We start from the raw sequence: 16,659 nt of genomic DNA, 5'->3' as shown, positions 1-16,659 counted from the left end.
GGCAGTGCCGGGGACCGCCGCGCCGGCGCGCGGAACGCGGCCGGGGCGGCCACGAGCGGCCCGCGCCCCGGCCGGGCCGCTCTTCGCGAACTAGACCTCCTGGAGCACCTCGGCCAGTACCCGCGCCGCCCGCTCCACGTCCGCGAAACCGACGTACAGCGGGGTGAAACCGAAGCGCAGCACGTCCGGGCGGCGGAAGTCGCCGACCACGCCCCGCTCGATCAGCCGTTTCATCACGGCCCCGGCGTCCGGGCAGCGCAGGGCCACCTGGCTCCCCCGTTCCGCGTGCTCCACCGGGGTCACGGACTCCACGCGGCCGGCGGGGACGTACGCCTCGACGCATTCCAGGAAGAAGTCGGTGAGCGCCAGGGACTTGGCCCGCACCGCGTCGATCGACACCCCGTCCCACACCTCCAGCGCCGACTCCAGGGCGAGCATGGAGAGGATGTCCGGCGTGCCGACCCGGCCGCGCCGGGCGCCCTCGGCCGGCTCGTACTCCGATCGCATGCCGAACGGCTCGGCGTGCGAGTTCCAGCCGGGCAGCGGCGAGTCGAACCGGTCCTGGAGCTCGCGGCGCACGTACAGGAACGCCGGTGCGCCCGGACCGCCGTTGAGGTACTTGTACGTGCAGCCGACCGCCAGGCCGACTCCGTGCTCGTCGAGTCCGACCGGCAGGGCGCCCGCGCTGTGGCACAGGTCCCAGACGACGTAGGCACCCGCCGCGTGCGCCGCGGCCGTGAGCGAGGGCAGGTCGTGCAGGCGGCCGGTGCGGTAGTCGACGTGGTTCAGCAGGACCGCGGCGGTACGCGGGGTGAGGGCTCCGGGCACCTCCCCGGGCGCCACCGGCCGCAGGACGCAGCCGGTCATCCGGGCCGCCGACCGCGCGATGTAGCCGTCCGTGGGGAAGGTCGTCGCGTCGACCAGGATCTCGTCCCGGCCGACGTCACCGCCACCGCCACCGGCCACGCCGCCGGCTCCACCGCCGCCGTCGACGTCCCCCTCGCCCGCCGTCCCCCTGGCCATCCGCACCGCGGCCACCAGCGCCTTGAAGACGTTGACGCTCGTCGAGTCGCCCACCACGATCTGCCCCGGCGCGGCCCCGACCAGCGGGGCGATCCGGTCGCCGGTCCGCTCGGGCGCGGTCCACCAGCCGCTCTCCTCCCAGGAGCGGATGCGCAGTTCGCCCCACTGCCGGCGGACGACGTCCGCGACCCGGTCCGGGACGCCGGCCGGGAGCGCGCCCAGCGAGTTGCCGTCCAGGTAGACACCCCCGTCGAGGACGAACCGGTCGCGCAGGTGAGCGAGTTCGTCCGAGGAGTCCAGCTTCTCCGCCTTGACCGTCTGCTCAGACATGGGACCTCGCCGTCCACAGCTCGGGGAACACGTTCTTCCGGGCCCGCTTCTCCAGCCAGGCCACCCCGGCGGAGCCGCCGGTACCGGACTTGGCGCCCATCGCGCGGCGGGTGGCGACCAGATGGTCGTTGCGCCAGCGCCACACCAGCTCGGCCACGTCCGTCAACGCCTCGCCGAGACGGGCCAGTTCGTCGACCGGGTCGCCGGAGTAGAGCGCCGTCCAGGCGGCCTCCACCTCCTGGGACGGCTCGTGGCGCAGTGACACGTCGCGTCGCAGCACGGCGTCCGGGATGGCGTGCCCGCGCCGGGCGAGCAGCCGCAGCACCTCGTCGTAGAGGCTCGGCTCGTGCAGCGCCTTCTCCAGTTCGGCGTGGACCCGGGGCGCGCCCCGGTGCGGGACGAGCATCGACGCCGACTTGTCCCCGAGCAGGAACTCCATGCGGCGGTACATCGCCGACTGGAAGCCGGAGCCCTCGCCGAGGGCGCCGCGGTAGCTGTTGAACTGGGCCGGGGTGAGCTGTCCGAGCGGCTTCCAGGAGGCGTTCAGCGCCTCCAGCTCGCGTACGGACCGCTTCAGCGCGGCGATCGCCGTGGGCACGTCGTCCGCGCGCAGGGCGCGCGCCGCGGTCTCCCACTCGTGGACGATGACGGTGAACCACAGCTCCATGACCTGGGTGGTGACCAGGAAGACCATTTCCCCGGGATCGTCGGAGAGGGTCTGCTGGAGGTGGGTGAGCACGTCCGCCTTCACGTAGTCCTCGTACGGCGTCGTGCCCTCGAAGTCGAGATGCGGGGTCTCGGGCTCAGCGTCCTCGGCGAGGTGAGGGTCCTCGGCGGGCCGGGGGTTCGGGCGAGCCGTTTGGGACATCGCTGTCTCCTGCATGTACTCCGGGTAGCGGTCCGCCCCTGCCGATGCCGGCACGGGGGCCCCGGTCCCCATCGGCATCCTCCGTATCATCCGGACAGATCGCAAGGCCCGCCCAGGCGGGCGGGCCTGCCGGACGCGACCGGAACCGGCGGACGGATCAGCCCAGGGTGCGGGCGGCCGTCTCCGAGGAGTCCTTCAGGAACTGCGAGCAGCGCTCGTACTCCTCCTGCTCGCCGATCGCCCCGGCGGCGCGGGCGAGGGCGTGCAGGGCGCGCAGGAAGCCGCGGTTCGGCTCGTGCTCCCACGGGACCGGGCCGTGGCCCTTCCAGCCGCTGCGGCGCAGCGCGTCCAGGCCGCGGTGGTAGCCCGTACGGGCGTACGCGTACGACTCCACCGCCGCGCCCCGCTGGAACGCGTCGTCGGCGAGCTGGGCCCAGGCCAGCGAGGACGCCGGGTAGCGCGCGGCGACGTCGGTGGGCGAGGCGCCCTCGGCGAGCAGCTCGCGCGGCTGCGGGTCGTCGGGGAGGTGGGTGGGGGGCGGCCCGCCGAGGAGGTTCTCGTGAATGGTCATGGGATCAGTCTGCTGCATCGGCCGGCCCGGTCCGCGATGGCGGTCCGGACGACGGCCCGGCACCGCCGCCCCTCGGGCGCCGCCCCGGTTCCAGCGGTGGAGCCGTCACGGAGCCGTGGGTGCGGCATTCCGGGTGCCGGCAGTCCGGGGCCGGGCGGCGGACCGTCGCGAAGGCGAGGACCGCGCCCGCCACCAGCACCGCCGCACAGATCGGCATCGCCCGCCGGAACGCGGCGTCGAAGGCGTACGCCGAGCGGTAGGCCTCCGGTCCCATCCCGGCCAGCAGCGGCAGCGCGGCCACCGCGATCAGGCCGGCGGCGCGGGCGGCCGCGTTGTTGATGCCGCTCGCCAGGCCCGCGCGGGAGCTGTCCACCGAGGCGAGCACGGTGGCGGTCAGCGGGGCGACCAGGGTCACCATGCCCGCGCCCATGACCAGCACGGCGGGCAGGACGTCGGTGAGGTAGCCGGCTCCCTCGCCGACCCGCAGCATCAGCATCATCCCGGCCGCGCAGAGCAGCGGGCCGACGGTGAGCGGGGCGCGCGGGCCGATCCGGTCGGCCAGGGCGCCCGAACGGGCGGAGAACAGCAGCATGAGGACGGTCGTGGGCAGCAGGGCGGTGCCGGCCCGCAGCGGCGAGTACCCGGCGACGACCTGGAGCTGGACGGCGGTCAGGAAGAAGAAGCCGCCGAACGCCGCGTACACGCACAGGGTGACCAGGTTGACCGCGGTGAACTGGCGGGAGGCGAAGATGTCCGGCGGCAGCATGGGATCCGGGCGGTGCTTCTCCACGTAGGCGAAGGCGACGCCCGCGGCCACTCCGGCGACCGCGGTGAGCGCGACGACCAGGGAGCCGCCGCGGGCCTCGATCAGGGCGTACGTCACCAGGGCGAGCGCGAGGGCGCCGAGGACGGCGCCGAGCACGTCGAAGCGGCCGTGGGCCCGTTCGTCGGCGGACTCGGGCACGTGGCGCACGGCGACGGGGACGCAGAGCAGGGCGAGCGGGACGTTGAGCAGGAAGACCCAGCGCCAGCCGGGGCCGCTCACCAGCCAGCCGCCGAGGAACGGGCCGACGGCCGCACCGATGCCGCCGAACCCGGACCACAGGCCCACGGCCCTGCCCCGGTCATCGGGATGGAAGGAGGCCTGGATGAGGGCGAGCGAGCCGGGGGTCAGGAGGGCGCCGCCGATGCCTTGCAGGGCGCGAGCGGCGACGAGGAAGACCGGGCCGGTGGCGAGGCCGCACAACAGGGACGCGGTGGCGAACCAGACGACGCCGAGCAGGAAGATCCGGCGGCGGCCGTAGCGGTCTCCGAGGGAGCCGCCGAGGAGGATCAGACCGGCCAGGGTGAGCATGTACGCGTTGACGGTCCACTGGAGGGTGGCCAGGTTCGCGTTCAGGTCGCGGCCGATGCGGGGCAGGGCGACGTTGACGACGGTCGAGTCCAGCATGGCCATGCTGGAGCCGAGCACCGTGGTGAACAGGATCCACTTCGCGGTGGGGGTGGAGATCCTGACCTCGGGGCCGCGCTGTGCGTGCTGTGCGGGGACGGCCATGCCCGGATCATCCCGCGTCGGCCGCCGCGCGGCCAGACGGCGACGGGCCCGGCGCGTGTCGCGCCGGGCCCGTCGCGGGCGCCGGTTACTTGATCCGGGTGCCGGTCGAGCGCAGGTTGCCGCAGGCCTCGACCACACGCGCGGCCATGCCCGCCTCGGCCAGCTTGCCCCAGGTGCGCGGGTCGTACGTCTTCTTCGAGCCGACCTCGCCGTCGACCTTCAGGACGCCGTCGTAGTTCCTGAACACGTGGTCGACGACCGGACGCGTGAAGGCGTACTGGGTGTCGGTGTCGATGTTCATCTTGACCACGCCGTTCTCCAGCGCGGTGCGGATCTCCTCCTCCGTGGAGCCGGAGCCGCCGTGGAAGACGAAGTCGAACGGCTGCGCGCCGGCCGGCTTGTCGTACTTCGCCGCCACGCCCTCGTTGAGCTCCTTCAGCAGGTCGGGACGGAGCACGACGTTGCCCGGCTTGTACACGCCGTGGACGTTGCCGAAGGAGGCGGCCAGCAGGTAGCGGCCCTTCTCGCCCAGGCCGAGCGCCTCGGCGGTGCGGATCGCGTCGTCGACCGTGGTGTAGAGGGAGTCGTTGATCTCGTGCGAGACGCCGTCCTCCTCGCCGCCGGTCGGGGTGATCTCGACCTCGAGGACGATCTTCGCGGCGCGCGCCTGCTCCAGCAGTTCCTGCGCGATCCGGAGGTTGTCGGCCAGGGTCTCGGCGGAGCCGTCCCACATGTGGGACTGGAACAGCGGGTTCAGACCGGCCTCGACGCGCTTCTTGGAGAGCGCGAGCAGCGGACGGACGTACCCGTCGAGCTTGTCCTTCGGGCAGTGGTCCGTGTGCAGCGCGATGTTGACCGGGTACTTCTCGGCCACGATGTGCGCGAACTCGGCCAGGGCCACGGCGCCGGTGACCATGTCCTTGCTGTACTGGCCGCCCAGGAACTCGGCTCCACCCGTGGAGATCTGGACGATGCCGTCGCTCTCCGCCTCCGCGAAACCGCGCAGGGCCGCGTGCAGGGTCTGGGAGGACGTCACGTTGATGGCCGGGTAGGCGAACTTGCCTGCCTTCGCCCGGTCGAGCATCTCGTTGTAGACCTCGGGGGTTGCGATGGGCATCTGTCCGCTCCTTGTATGTGCGGGGTGCGTTCTGCGTGCTTACGGCCCTGACCTAGGGAGTGACGTCATCGTCGGCCCCATCTTCGCAGACCCGGCCGGATGCTACGGACACCCTGTCCAGCCTGTGGATGACGGGTCGCACGGTGGGCTGGGCCGCACACCGGCCACGCGGTAGGTCGCACGCCGGCCACGCGGTAGGTCGCACGCCGGCCACGCGGTAGGTCGCACGCCGGCCACGCGGTAGGTCGCACGCCGCCGGTGCCGACGGCAGCGGCGGCACGTCCGCCGCGCACCCGCGCATCCACGGCACGGTGGGCCGCGCGGTCCGGATTCCCGCCCGGACCGCCGCCCACGCCTCAGTCCAGGCCCAGCTCGTCCTTGGAGTACGCGAAGACGTACGGCACCCCGGCGCCCTCCTGGATCTTCTCGGCCGCGCCCGTGGCCCGGTCGACGATCGTCGCGACCGCGACCACCTCGGCGCCCGCCTCGCGCACCGCCTCCACGGCGGTGAGCGGGGAACCGCCGGTGGTGGAGGTGTCCTCGACGACCAGGACCCGGCGGCCCTTGATCTCCGGGCCCTCCACGCGCCGCTGCAGCCCGTGCGCCTTGGCCGCCTTGCGCACCACGAAGGCGTCCAGCTTCCGCCCGCGCGCGGCGGCCGCGTGCAGCATCGACGCCGCGACCGGGTCGGCGCCCATCGTCAGGCCGCCGACCGCGTCGAAGTCGAAGTCCGCGGTCAGGTCGAGCAGCACCTGTCCGACCAGCGGGGCCGCCTCACCGTCGAGGGTGATGCGGCGCAGGTCGACGTAGTAGTCGGCCTCCAGACCCGATGACAGGGTCACCTTGCCGTGCACCACGGCCTTGTCCTTGATCTGCTGCAGCAGCTCGCCGCGTGCGCCCGACGGCGTTCCTGCGTTGACCTCACTCATGGCAGCCAGCTTAAGCGCGCCGCCAGGCCCAGGTGGTCGTGGCCTCGAGCGGTTCCAGGGGCGTGACCAGGCGCGGACGGGTGTTCAGTCCGTTGGGCGGGCCGGTCTGCGGCTCCACGCACACGGCGGCCTCCTGCTCGTCGTAGACCACGACCCACTCCTCGGGGCTGGTCACCCGCAGTTCGAGCCGCTCGGGCCAGGTGAGCGTGACGTCGACGCCGTCGGGCATGCCGAAGCAGTCGTCCCAGGGACCGGGCCCGGGTTCGAGGCGGTTCCCGGTGGGCAGGTGGTCGGCACCGCGCTCCTCCTGCCAGGCCGGCCGGAAGTCCAGCCGTACGTCCGCGCCGCCGAGGTTGCGGTTGAACCAGGGGTGCCAGCCGATCTGGGCCGGGAAGGAGGAGTCGTACGTCTCCACCGACATCGTCAGCGTCAGGGCGTCCTCGGTGAGGGTGACCACCTGCGTGACGATCCCGGGGTAGGGCCAGGGCTCGACGAGCTCATAGGTGATCACCGCCTCGTTCGCCGAGGTGCGGGCCGTGCGCCAGGCGCCGTCGCGGGCGGTGCCGTGGATGGCGTGCGGCGGGGAGTTGAGCGGCATCCGGTGGACGGTGGCGCCGTCCCGGAACATGCCCTCGCGGATCCGTCCGCACCAGGGAACCATCGGGAAGCAGCCGAACTTCTGGCCCTGGCGGAGCAGCTCCAGTCCGCCCACCCGGAGCCCTCCGATGCGGCCGCCGTTGCCCGGCTGCACGGTCGCTTCCGCGTCGCCCGCGGTCAGCGTGATGTCTTCGTTACTCACGGGACGAGGCTACTGGGCCGATCAAGAGGGTGTTTTCCGTCGGCCGGCCGCGCGCCGCCGTGTCAGCGGCGGCGGCGCAGCGCCCTGCCCATGACGATCGCCCCGGCCACGACCAGCGCCGCGGCGGGTGCCGCCCAGCGCAGGGCGGAGCCGGCGGAGACGGTGAGCGGGGCGGGGACGGGTGCGTAGCGGCCGCGCGGCGGGGCGTGGTCCACCTCCTCCGCGCTGCGCCCGATCATCGTGCGCCGGGCGTGTGCCGCCTCGGCGGGCGGCTCGGCGGCCTCGGTGAACTCCCCGGAGCGGCGGCGGCCACCGGCCGGGCCCGCCACCCCTTCCCCGTCGTCGCCGTGTTCCTCGTGGTCGCCCTGGTCGTCGTGGTCGTGGTCGTGGTCGTCGTACTCGGCCGACGGATCGAGGGAGGGCGGCGGGACCTCGGTGTCGAAGACGGAGGTGTGCTCGGACGGCTCGGCGGGCCCTGGCCCGGCGGAACCCGCCTCCGCGGGTTCCCGTCCGGTGGCGTCTCCCCCGGTGTCGCCGGGGGGCGGCTTCGGCGCGTCGTCCGCGTCCGGCGCGGCCTCGAAGTCGCCCGTGGCCAGCGGGGCGAAGTCCTCCGTCGCGAGCTCCGTCGCGGACTCCGGCTCCCCGCCCTCCGGCCCGGGGCCGGTCTCCGCACCGGCCCCCGTTCCGCCCGCCGGCTCGGCCGTCCCCTCGGCCAGGTTCTCCGCGCACCGGTTCAGCAGCCGTACGACGGCGGCCCGTACGGAGTCCGGGGCCAGCTCGGCGACCCTGCCGTCGGCCGAGGCGGTGCCGTCGACGGTGAGGGTCGCGCCGTCGTCGGTGTCCCGTAGGCGCAGCGTGAGCGCGAGCTTCACCGAACCGGTGCCCCGGGACTCGGTCGCCTCGCCCTCGACGGCGTACGTGCCGTCGTCGCGGGCCAGGACGCGCAGGGCGCCCCGGTAGGTGATGGAGTGGCCGCCGATCCGCAGCTTCAGGCGACCGGCGACGGGCTCGGTGCCCGCGTCCTGCTGGAGCCCGGGGACCGCCCGGGCAACCTGGACGGGGTCGGCGAGCGCCGCCCGCAGCCGCCGGGCCGGAACCGCAACGAACACCTCGTGCTCCATGTCTGCCGACATTACCCAGTGACGGCTGTGAATACCCTCCCCCGGCCCGTGACGTGTCCAGGCGGTCGCGGACGCCCCGGCGGCGCGTGCCGCGACCGGGTCCGTGCGCCGCGTCACGCCCCGTGCGTCAGCCCTCATCGCCCGGCCGGACCAGCCCCGTCTCGTACGCCATCACCACCGCCTGGGCCCGGCTGGCCAGGCTCAGTTTGGTCATGGTGCGGTTGAGGTGGGTCTTGACCGTGGCCTCGCTGATGAACAGGCGGTCGGCGGCCTCGGCGTTGGTCAGGCCCCGGGCGACCAGTCTGAGGACCTCGACCTCGCGGCCGGTCAGGGCGTGCAGACCGGCCGGGGAGTCGACGGGCCCCGGCGCGCGCTCCGGGCGTTCGGTGAACGCCTCCACCAGCCGCCGGGTGACCACCGGCGCGAACAGGGAGTCGCCGCCGTGCACGGCGGTCACCGCGGCCAGCAGGCGTTCCGGACCGGCGTCCTTCAGAAGGAAGCCGGCCGCGCCGGCCCGCAGGGCGCCGTACACGTACTCGTCGAGGTCGAAGGTGGTGAGGATCAGGACGCGCGGGGCCGGGTCCGTCGCGTCGGCGAGGATGCGCCGGGTCGCCTCGACGCCCGTCATCCCGGGCATGCGGATGTCCATCAGGACGACGTCCGGGCGGGTCCGGGCGGCGAGCGACACCGCTTCCGCCCCGTCGGCCGCCTCCGCGACCACCTCCATGCCGGAGGCGGCGCGCAGCAGCGCGACCAGTCCGCTGCGCACGAGGAACTGGTCGTCGACCACCAGCACTCTGATCATTCCGTGACGGCGTCTCCCCGGCGTGCGGCCTGTTCCGATGTCGGAAGGGTCAGATGCACGCCGAATCCCCCTTCGCGCCGCGGGCCGACGGCGATCGTCCCGCCGTAGAGCTTGGCGCGCTCGCGCATGCCGATCAACCCATGGCCCTTGGGCTTCGGCATTCTGTCCTGATCCACCCCCCTCCCGCGCTCCCTGCCGGGCTCACCGGATCCCGCGCTGTGCTCCGCGCCGTGGCCCTCCTCGTGCCGCGGGCCGCCGCGGCTCCTCCCGTCGTCGGTGACGCTCACCCGTATCCCGCCCGCCCGGTACACGAGTTCCACGGCGGCGGCGGCCCCCGGAGCGTGCTTCAGCACGTTCGTCAGCGCCTCCTGGACGACCCGGTAGACGCAGAGCTGCACACCGGAGGGCAGCGGCCGGGGCTCGCCGCGCACCCGCAGCTCGACCGGGACGCCGCCCGCGCGGACCCGCTCCACCATCTCCTCCAGCCGGTCGAGTCCGGGCGCCGGCTCGGTGGCGGCGACTCCCTCCTCCGCGCCGTCCCCGCCGTCCGCGCGCAGCAGCCCGAGCATGCGCCGCAGTTCGGCCAGTGCCTCACCGCTGGCGGTGCCGATGGTGGTGAGCGCCGTGCGCGCGGTGGGCGCGTCGGAGTCGAAGACGAACCGGGCCAGGCCCGCCTGGACGTTGATGACCGCGATGTGGTGAGCGACCACGTCGTGCAGTTCGCGCGCGATCCGCACCCGCTCCTCGGCGACCTCACGGCGGGCCCGCTCGGCCTGCTCGGCGCGCAGCCGCACGGTCAGTTCGGCGCTCCTGCGGGCGAGGTGGCCGAACCGCCACAGGACCAGCGGATAGCCGATCGCCTGACCCACGACGGACGCCATCGTGTCGGACCCGCTGACCACTCCGGCGTAGATCCACACGCCGCCCAGCAGGACGGCGCACACCGCGGTGGTCCGGGTGGGCCGGGTGGCGGCCACCGTGTAGAGGGCGACCATGGCGGCCGGGGAGTTCACCACCGGCCAGTACCCGAGGGTCACGTAGCCGAGCCAGCACAGGTGGACGAGGAGCAGGACGGCGACGGGGGCCCGGCCGCGCAGGGCGAGCGGCAGGTTGGTCAGGGCGACGAGCGTCCAGGCGAGCACGCCGAGCCGGGGCCACCCCTGGCCGCCGGCCTCGGCGCCGAGCAGGCACGCCACGGTCGTCGGCACCAGGGCCGTCAGGCCGTCGACCGCCAGGGGGTGGATCCGCACCGCCGCAGCGTAAACCCGGTGTGCGGACCCTCGCGTCAACCTCCTGCCGTACGCCGGAAGTTGCAGCCACCGGGCGGCTACCGCGACGGTTGACGACGAGATCCACCCGGTGCGGGACGCGCGGCCGCACGGGCCGCCCGTACGTTCTGTGGGCGACGGCGCGACGGGGGACGCGACGGAGGGCCGGTACCGGCGGGAGCAGACGCCGGCCGGGGGCACGACGACGGCGGTGGGGGCGGCTCGGCCGGAGAGGTCTCCGGCAGCGGCCCGGGCCGGCGGGTGCGTGCCCGGCCATCCGGTGCGCCGCCCGATGCCCGGCCGCCACGGGGGAAGGCAGGCGGCCCGTCCCGCTCCGGGGGAGGGACGGGCCGCCGGGCCGCGGGCGCGGGTCGGTCGGCGCAACGCGGGTGGACGCGCGGGTGGACGACCGTCGAAGGCGGCAACCCGCGAACCCTGGCCCCGGACGGCGGCACGGACGTCCGCCGCGAGCGCGGATCAGTCGGCGTAACGCGGGTGGACGACCGTCGAAGGCGGCAGCCCGCGAACCCTGGCCCGGACGGCGGCACGGACGTCCGCCGCGAGCGCGGCCTCGGTCAGTGTGCGCGGGCGTGGGGCCCGTGGGTCCAGGCCCAGCGGTGGCGGGGTGCGCGCGGCCAGGACGAAGCCCCAGTCGCGCAGGGCGCGGGAGGCGCCGGCCGCACGGTCGGGACCGGCGGCGAAGCCGGAGTCCCGGCCGCCCACCCGGTAGGGGACGGTGTCCAGCCCGGCGGCGCGGACGGTGGCCTCGACCGTCCAGAACACGCCGGGCCGGGAGGAGAACGGGCCCGCGTGCACCGCCAGCCGTCCACCGGGCGCCAGGGCTCGCCGGGCCAGGCCGTAGAACTCCTGCGAGTAGAGCTTGGCGCTCGCCGTGATGCCCGGGTCGGGCAGGTCCTCGACCACCACGTCGTACGCCGCCGCCGGTACCGCCCGCAGCCGGCCGAAGGCGTCGGCCGTGGTCACGTGGACCCGCCGGTCGCCGTAGACCCCGCCGTTCAGCCGGGCCAGTGCCGGGTCGGTGCGCGCCAGCCGGACCACGGCCGGGTCGAGTTCGACGACGTCCACCCGGTCCACCCCGGGGTGGCGCAGCACCTCGCGGGCGGCGAGTCCGTCGCCGCCGCCGAGGATCAGCACCCGCGCGTGCGGTCCGGTCATCGCCGGATGGACCAGCGCCTCGTGGTACCGGCGCTCGTCCTGTCCGCTGACCCGCAACCGGCCGTCGAGGAACAGGTCCAGCGGGCGGCCGCGGACGCCGCCGGTGAGGACGATCTCCTGGACTCCGGTCCGCACCGCCACGCGGACGCCGTCGCCGTACACCGCCTGCCGCGCGGCCCGTTCGAAGTCGCCGACCAGGGCGGCGGCCGAGGCGAGCAGACCGAGCACGGCGAGGCCCGCGACGAGCAGCAGCCGGCGCCCGCGCGGAGTGAGGTCCCGCCGGAACAGGCCCAGGACGAGGGTGCCGCCGGCCACGATGTTGACCGCGCCGGTGAGCAGCGCGCCGGTCAACTGGCCCAGCAGCGGCAGCAACAGGAACGGGAAGGCGAGGCCGCCGACGAGCGCGCCGACGTAGTCGGCGGCGAACAGGTCGGCGACCGCGCCGCCCGCGTCCTGGCGGCGGATGCGCTGGATCAGCTCCATCAGCAGCGGCACCTCGGCGCCGATCAGCAGGCCGATGGCGAGCGAGAAGGCGACCAGGAGCCAGCGCGGACCGTTCACCCAGAAGCCGCCCCAGCCGCCGGTCCAGGCGAAGACGGCGTAGAGCGCCATGGCGCTGCACCCGCCGACCAGGGCGAGGGCCACCTCGATCGCGCCGAAGCCGATGGCGGCGTGCCGGCGCAGCCGCTTCGCGGCGAGCGAGCCGATGCCCATCGCGAAGACCATCACGGACAGCACGACGGACGCCTGGGTGACCGAGTCACCCATCAGGTACGAGGCCAGCGCGACCAGTTCGAGTTCGTAGACGAGTCCGCAGGCCGCGCAGACGAAGACGCCCGCGAGGACGAGGAACCGGCCGGTTCCCGGCCGGACGGGCAGCCGGGCGGGACCACACCGGGGTGGCGCCGGGCGGGGTGGAACCGGGCGGGGTGGGGCCGGGGCGTGCGGTTCGATCACGACTGCGACGTTACGTCACGGGTGATGCACGCTTCGTCACCCACACGTGTGAAACCGGGGCAGATGAGGCATCCGGTGTTTGAGAGCGCTCAGTTGGCGGGAACCGGCGCGGGCCGGCGCGCCCCCACCCGGGTCCGGGTCGCCACCAACTGGCCGTCCTGCGGGTAGGCGTGCCAGGTGCGCCAGTGCACCTGCCCCTCCTGGCGCTGCGCCAGCATGGCGGTGAACGCGTGCGGACTGCCCGGGAAGACACCGGCCAGGCCGTTGGGGTGGTCGGAGACGAGAGCCAGCAGCTCCTGGGCGCGGCCGACGAACGAGCCCGGCGACAGCACCTCGACACGGGCGGCGAACTCGTACTCCCAGTCGCCGGCCCGCTTGGCGACGCCGAGCGGCAGGGGCGTGCTGGAACCCGCGATGCACGCCACCGTCTCCGAACACAGCCCCCACCCCTCCTCCAGGATGACCTGGTGGGAGGCGCCGAGGAGTCTCAACTGGAGCTTGGCGCCGGACAGTTCGAGGTCGAGCGTGGCGAGTGCGGGCAGCGGCTCGCGCCCCAGCGCCCAGGCGAGGTCGGCCGCACGCGTGTCGGTGTAGGAGGTGTTCAGGGTCGTGAGCATGGATCGGCTCCGCTGGCACGCTTAAGAAGAGGGGTTCGGGAGGGCCGGCGCACCCCGACTCGACGCGGGGAGGACGGCCCGGTCAGCCCAGTTCAGAAAGGGTGTGAGCAGGACGTCGTGGGGGCTTCGTCGGCGAGTTAGAGGGAATCACGAACGGCGGTGCCGCCACAGCTTTTTTACCCAACTTCGTAGGGTTTCCATCCCTCAGAGGGCCATGCAGCTCAACTGTTCAACCACGGCGTGCGCCAGGGCGTGCGCCTCAGCGCGTTCTCCGGCGCGCGCCGGGGCGCCCGTAGAGAAGTGCGCCCCGGCGGGCACCCCGGCGCGTAAGCGGCCCGCGCCGGGCCCGGTGGCGGCCGGGCCCCGGAGCTCGGCCGCCCCGGGTCAGCTGCCTCCGCCGCATCCGCCCCCGCACGAGGAGCCGCCACCGCACGACGAACCGCCGCCGCACGAGGAGTGCCCTCCGCAGGAGTGGTGGCCGCCCGAGTGGCCGCCCGAGTGGTGACCGTCCGAGGACGAGCCGGTGTCACCCGAGGCCCACCACCCGGCGGCCCCCCCCCCCCCCCCACTCCCGCTGTACGCTCCCGCGCGCCGCCCCTTGGACAGCCGGACCCGCCGGCCGCGGGCCCTTCCCCGGGCCACGGCGGCCACGACCAGTACCGCGATCACCGCCAGGACGATGCCGAAGACCATGGCGTCACGCTCCTTCCGTTCCCCCGGGTTCGACTCCCCGGGAACGCCCCCCGTGGGCGCATCGCTCGCTGCGTGCCCCGGTCATGCCCGGCCGCCCTTCGGGCCAAAGCACACTTGAGGAAGTTCTGAGGGGCAACGGTGAAGCGGCCTTGATGGGCTTGGAAGAGCCGGCCCTGCCGATGGAACGGCTGTCCATCAGAGTTAGACCTTGGGGGAACTGTGAGCGAGTGGTTCGTGGCTTACGACTTGAACGGTGGTGACCCTGCGTATCCATCGAGCCTCATCGATGTTGAGAAGCTGGACACAGCCGGGACGCGATCTCGGAAGCGCAAGGGTCGGGCGCAGAAAGCTCGTAAGGGACGCGATCGCGATGCTGGCCTCCGACGCGACCCGGGTCGAACTCCTAAAGCGGGTGTCGCAGGTTCGAATCCTGCCGGGGGCACACGGCACAGGGCCGCTTCGAAGGGCTTGATCCCTCGAACCGGCCCTGCTGCGTGATCACGTCCTTGCCCCGGTGCGCTCACGCCGCACCAGCGCCCTGCCGTCAGCCTTCGTGGGGCACCCTCGGGCGGGTGACCGGCACGACGGTGAGGAGGTCGTCCAGCCCTTTGAAGTCGTCGGGGTTGGTGGTGAAGAGGGGAAGGTTCTCAGCCACAGCGATCGCAGCGATCATCAGGTCGGCCACCCGGCGGCGTGGCTTGCGGCCGGCGCTGATCACTGCGGCACAGATACGGCCGTAGATGCGGGCCGCTTCGGCATCGAAGGGGATGGGGTCGAACTCGTTCTCGGCGCGTTGCAGGACGTCGAGCCTGCGGGCGCGTTCGGCGTGTTCGTCGTAGCTGCTCTGTTCGTCGTTGCGACGGACCTCGTGCGGACCGGCGGACAACTCGGCCAGGGTGATGGCGGTGATCGCCATTTCGTCCGGTAGCTCCTCGGGTGCCACCCAGCGGCGCAGAATCATGATGTTGGTGTCGAGGAGGCCCTGTTGACGCGTCGAGCGGTCAGCGGTCATAGGGATCGTCCGGGTAGGTGTCGGCCGTGGCGTCCTGATCGGCGCGGAACCTGTCAAGGTCGATGCCGGGGGCGCTCCTGGACATCGCGGCGAACTCCTGGCGGGAGACGAACCGGCGGCGTCGACGCAGCGGGACGAGCTGTCCGATCGGATGTCCGTCGCGGGTGACGGTGAATGACTGACCGCCCTGTATGGCATCCATGATCTCTCGGGACCGGCTGCGTAGATCCCGTTGGGTGATTTCGGGCTGAACGCTCATACCAACCAAGGTAGCACCGGGTGCTACCAGGTGGCACATGACGGCCGAAGGCTTGCGCCGACACACCTTCGGCCGTAGCGGCCAGGTATGGCCTTCACTGATCGATCCAGTGGGAGCTATGGATCCAAAAGGCCTTTGACATCCACGGCTGACATCAACGATGCCGGACGGAGTCGCACCCCAGCACCCCTGCCCGGCCACCGTGCCAGTGAGCAGTGGCGGCAGGAGGAGACACGGATCGAACTCCCAAAGCGGGGCTCACACGGCGTTGCCACCGACGGCAGTGACGGCAACGCTGACGGCAACGACGGCAGACGGCAGCAGCGCTCGGCGGCCCGGCACGGTGCCGCCGAGCCGCCCCACCAAGGCGTGCCCGCATCTTCTAACCGCCGGTCCCAGCACGTCATGATCTACCGATGGAGGAGTACGTCTGGCCCGCGGGCCCTGAAGTGCCGGCCGCGAACTTGGTGCGGGAGAGCTGGGAGGCAACCGTCGCGGCTCTGCCCGTCGAGGCCCGGATCACCGGCGAGGTCATCGGTCGCCAGCGCTTCGGGGTCTTCATACGTATAGACGGCGTGGCGAACGCCATAGCGCTGGCGGAGATCACGGCCATGCCGCACGGGGTGGGCCTCCCGGCCCTTGGGACCTTCGTTAGTGGGGAGGTCCTCTGGCACGCCGCCCACAACCACCAGGTCAAGGTCCGGCTCGATGAGTGGCCGGCAGCGGACGAGTGATCTCCGCTGGGCCGTCTCTAGGCCGTCCGAGGTCACCCGACGCCGACCGACAACGACAGAAGCCCACGGCACCTGACCTGGTCAGAGCTGTGGGCTCGTTCAGTCCTGCTGGTCAGCCAGACCGGCGATCAGTAGACCGGCAGGTCAGGCCGCAGGAACTGGAGGTGTGGTCATCGCAGGCGGGCACCGCGGCTGGTCGCTACTCGGAGCGCGTCCCCCAGGGCTCCTGCCAACTTCGCCGCTAGGACTCGTAGTTCCTCCGGTTCCGCGTCCGAGTCGTCGAGTGCTTTCTGCGCCTGCTCCAGCAGTCCAGCGGCAATACCGAGTTGGACCGAGTCGATGTTGTCCGCCAGGCGGGACATATAGCCGTCGCCGTCGTCGGTGCTGAGGTAGCAGGGCTTGCCGTCGGGTCCGGACCACGGCGCGGCAGGCCACCGTCGAGGAGGCGTCACTGCTCGGCAACCAGAAGGCCGCTCTGGTCACCCACATTCGCCGGACCTACTACAGCGACCAGGGCCGCCCCGTGGAGACGGCGGACCTCGTGGTGCCCGCCGCGCACTGCGAGATCGTCTACGAGATCCCGATCAGCCGGTAGCCGGCGGCAGACACGTAGCCCACCGGGTCTACGGACGTCGTGGCCGGACCGTGCGCCGTCCCGCCTCCGTGCCGGATCGAGCGGCAGATTCCCTGGGAGGCACGGCGACGAGGGGCCGGTGCCGGGCCGTCTGTGGGCCGTCCGAGGGTGGCCGACGACGACAGATGACGACAGCCGATGCCAGCCCTTCCCCTGCTCAAAGACGGTGATTCGGCTACCGGCACGGGTAC

The 16,659-nt window shown here is 73.1% G+C and carries 16 protein-coding genes and 1 pseudogene; 2 read left to right on the top strand and 15 right to left on the bottom strand.

Annotation, left to right across the window (positions count from 1 at the left end; all coding sequences use genetic code 11):
* Positions 1-90: 90 nt before the first annotated feature.
* From kynU to ACF061_RS10625, 14 genes are all read right to left on the bottom strand, one after another.
* Positions 91-1,353 carry a kynureninase gene (gene kynU, locus ACF061_RS10690; protein WP_392266466.1) on the bottom strand — a complete coding sequence of 421 codons (1,263 nt, stop codon included), beginning with the start codon at positions 1,351-1,353 and terminating at the stop codon, positions 91-93.
* Positions 1,346-2,221: a tryptophan 2,3-dioxygenase family protein gene (locus tag ACF061_RS10685; protein WP_392266465.1), complete on the bottom strand. Its 876-nt coding sequence runs from the start codon at positions 2,219-2,221 to the stop codon at positions 1,346-1,348. The genes kynU and ACF061_RS10685 overlap by 8 nt, the downstream gene beginning before the upstream one ends.
* Before the next feature lie 157 nt (positions 2,222-2,378).
* Complete coding sequence (locus ACF061_RS10680) at positions 2,379-2,792, bottom strand: DUF3151 domain-containing protein (protein WP_392266464.1); 414 nt, start codon at positions 2,790-2,792, stop codon at positions 2,379-2,381.
* A gap of 4 nt (positions 2,793-2,796) precedes the next feature.
* Positions 2,797-4,347: an MFS transporter gene (locus ACF061_RS10675; RefSeq protein WP_392266463.1), complete on the bottom strand. Its 1,551-nt coding sequence runs from the start codon at positions 4,345-4,347 to the stop codon at positions 2,797-2,799.
* Between the two features lie 85 nt (positions 4,348-4,432).
* Positions 4,433-5,464, bottom strand: coding sequence for a class II fructose-bisphosphate aldolase (gene fbaA / locus ACF061_RS10670; RefSeq protein ID WP_392266462.1), 1,032 nt, complete (start codon positions 5,462-5,464; stop codon positions 4,433-4,435).
* A 356-nt stretch (positions 5,465-5,820) separates the two neighbouring features.
* On the bottom strand, positions 5,821-6,393 hold the full coding sequence (gene pyrE, locus ACF061_RS10665) for an orotate phosphoribosyltransferase (RefSeq protein WP_392266461.1): 573 nt from the start codon (positions 6,391-6,393) through the stop codon (positions 5,821-5,823).
* 10 nt (positions 6,394-6,403) lie between these two features.
* Positions 6,404-7,192 carry an aldose 1-epimerase gene (locus ACF061_RS10660; RefSeq protein ID WP_392266460.1) on the bottom strand — a complete coding sequence of 263 codons (789 nt, stop codon included), beginning with the start codon at positions 7,190-7,192 and terminating at the stop codon, positions 6,404-6,406.
* Between the two features lie 62 nt (positions 7,193-7,254).
* Entirely contained in the window at positions 7,255-8,313 is a 1,059-nt protein-coding gene (locus ACF061_RS10655) for an SRPBCC domain-containing protein (protein ID WP_392266459.1), read from the bottom strand.
* Between the two features lie 127 nt (positions 8,314-8,440).
* Complete coding sequence (locus ACF061_RS10650) at positions 8,441-9,118, bottom strand: response regulator (RefSeq protein ID WP_392266458.1); 678 nt, start codon at positions 9,116-9,118, stop codon at positions 8,441-8,443.
* Complete coding sequence (locus tag ACF061_RS10645; protein ID WP_392266457.1) at positions 9,115-10,368, bottom strand: sensor histidine kinase; 1,254 nt, start codon at positions 10,366-10,368, stop codon at positions 9,115-9,117. The genes ACF061_RS10650 and ACF061_RS10645 overlap by 4 nt, the downstream gene beginning before the upstream one ends.
* A 495-nt stretch (positions 10,369-10,863) precedes the next feature.
* On the bottom strand, positions 10,864-12,519 hold the full coding sequence (locus ACF061_RS10640) for a polyamine aminopropyltransferase (protein WP_392266456.1): 1,656 nt from the start codon (positions 12,517-12,519) through the stop codon (positions 10,864-10,866).
* An 89-nt stretch (positions 12,520-12,608) separates the two neighbouring features.
* Positions 12,609-13,136, bottom strand: a complete 528-nt coding sequence (locus ACF061_RS10635) for a DUF2617 family protein (protein ID WP_392266455.1) — start codon at positions 13,134-13,136, stop codon at positions 12,609-12,611.
* Between the two features lie 1,237 nt (positions 13,137-14,373).
* Positions 14,374-14,841 carry a type II toxin-antitoxin system VapC family toxin gene (locus ACF061_RS10630; RefSeq protein WP_392266454.1) on the bottom strand — a complete coding sequence of 156 codons (468 nt, stop codon included), beginning with the start codon at positions 14,839-14,841 and terminating at the stop codon, positions 14,374-14,376.
* Positions 14,831-15,100 (bottom strand): type II toxin-antitoxin system Phd/YefM family antitoxin, encoded by a 270-nt coding sequence (locus ACF061_RS10625; protein WP_392266453.1) that lies wholly within the window; start codon positions 15,098-15,100, stop codon positions 14,831-14,833. Before ACF061_RS10625 ends, ACF061_RS10630 begins: the two co-directional genes overlap by 11 nt.
* 416 nt (positions 15,101-15,516) lie before the next feature.
* Here ACF061_RS10625 and ACF061_RS10620 point away from each other — a divergent pair, with 416 nt between their 5' ends.
* A complete protein-coding gene (locus ACF061_RS10620; RefSeq protein ID WP_392266452.1) occupies positions 15,517-15,834 on the top strand; it encodes a hypothetical protein in 318 nt (105 codons plus the stop codon).
* A 170-nt stretch (positions 15,835-16,004) separates the two neighbouring features.
* Here the strand turns inward: ACF061_RS10620 and ACF061_RS10615 are convergent, their stop codons facing one another.
* Positions 16,005-16,286: a hypothetical protein gene (locus ACF061_RS10615; protein WP_392266451.1), complete on the bottom strand. Its 282-nt coding sequence runs from the start codon at positions 16,284-16,286 to the stop codon at positions 16,005-16,007.
* Here ACF061_RS10615 and ACF061_RS10610 point away from each other — a divergent pair.
* Positions 16,259-16,429: pseudogene (locus tag ACF061_RS10610) on the top strand (GntR family transcriptional regulator); the annotation flags it as partial. The gene ACF061_RS10615 and the pseudogene ACF061_RS10610 sit on opposite strands and share 28 nt — an antisense overlap.
* Positions 16,430-16,659 lie beyond the last annotated feature (230 nt).

Source organism: Streptomyces sp. NPDC015220, from assembly GCF_043079345.1.
Classification (GTDB): Bacteria; Actinomycetota; Actinomycetes; order Streptomycetales; family Streptomycetaceae; genus Streptomyces.
Note: the sequence above shows the minus strand (reverse complement) of the source record. Positions and strands in the feature narration are given on the sequence as shown.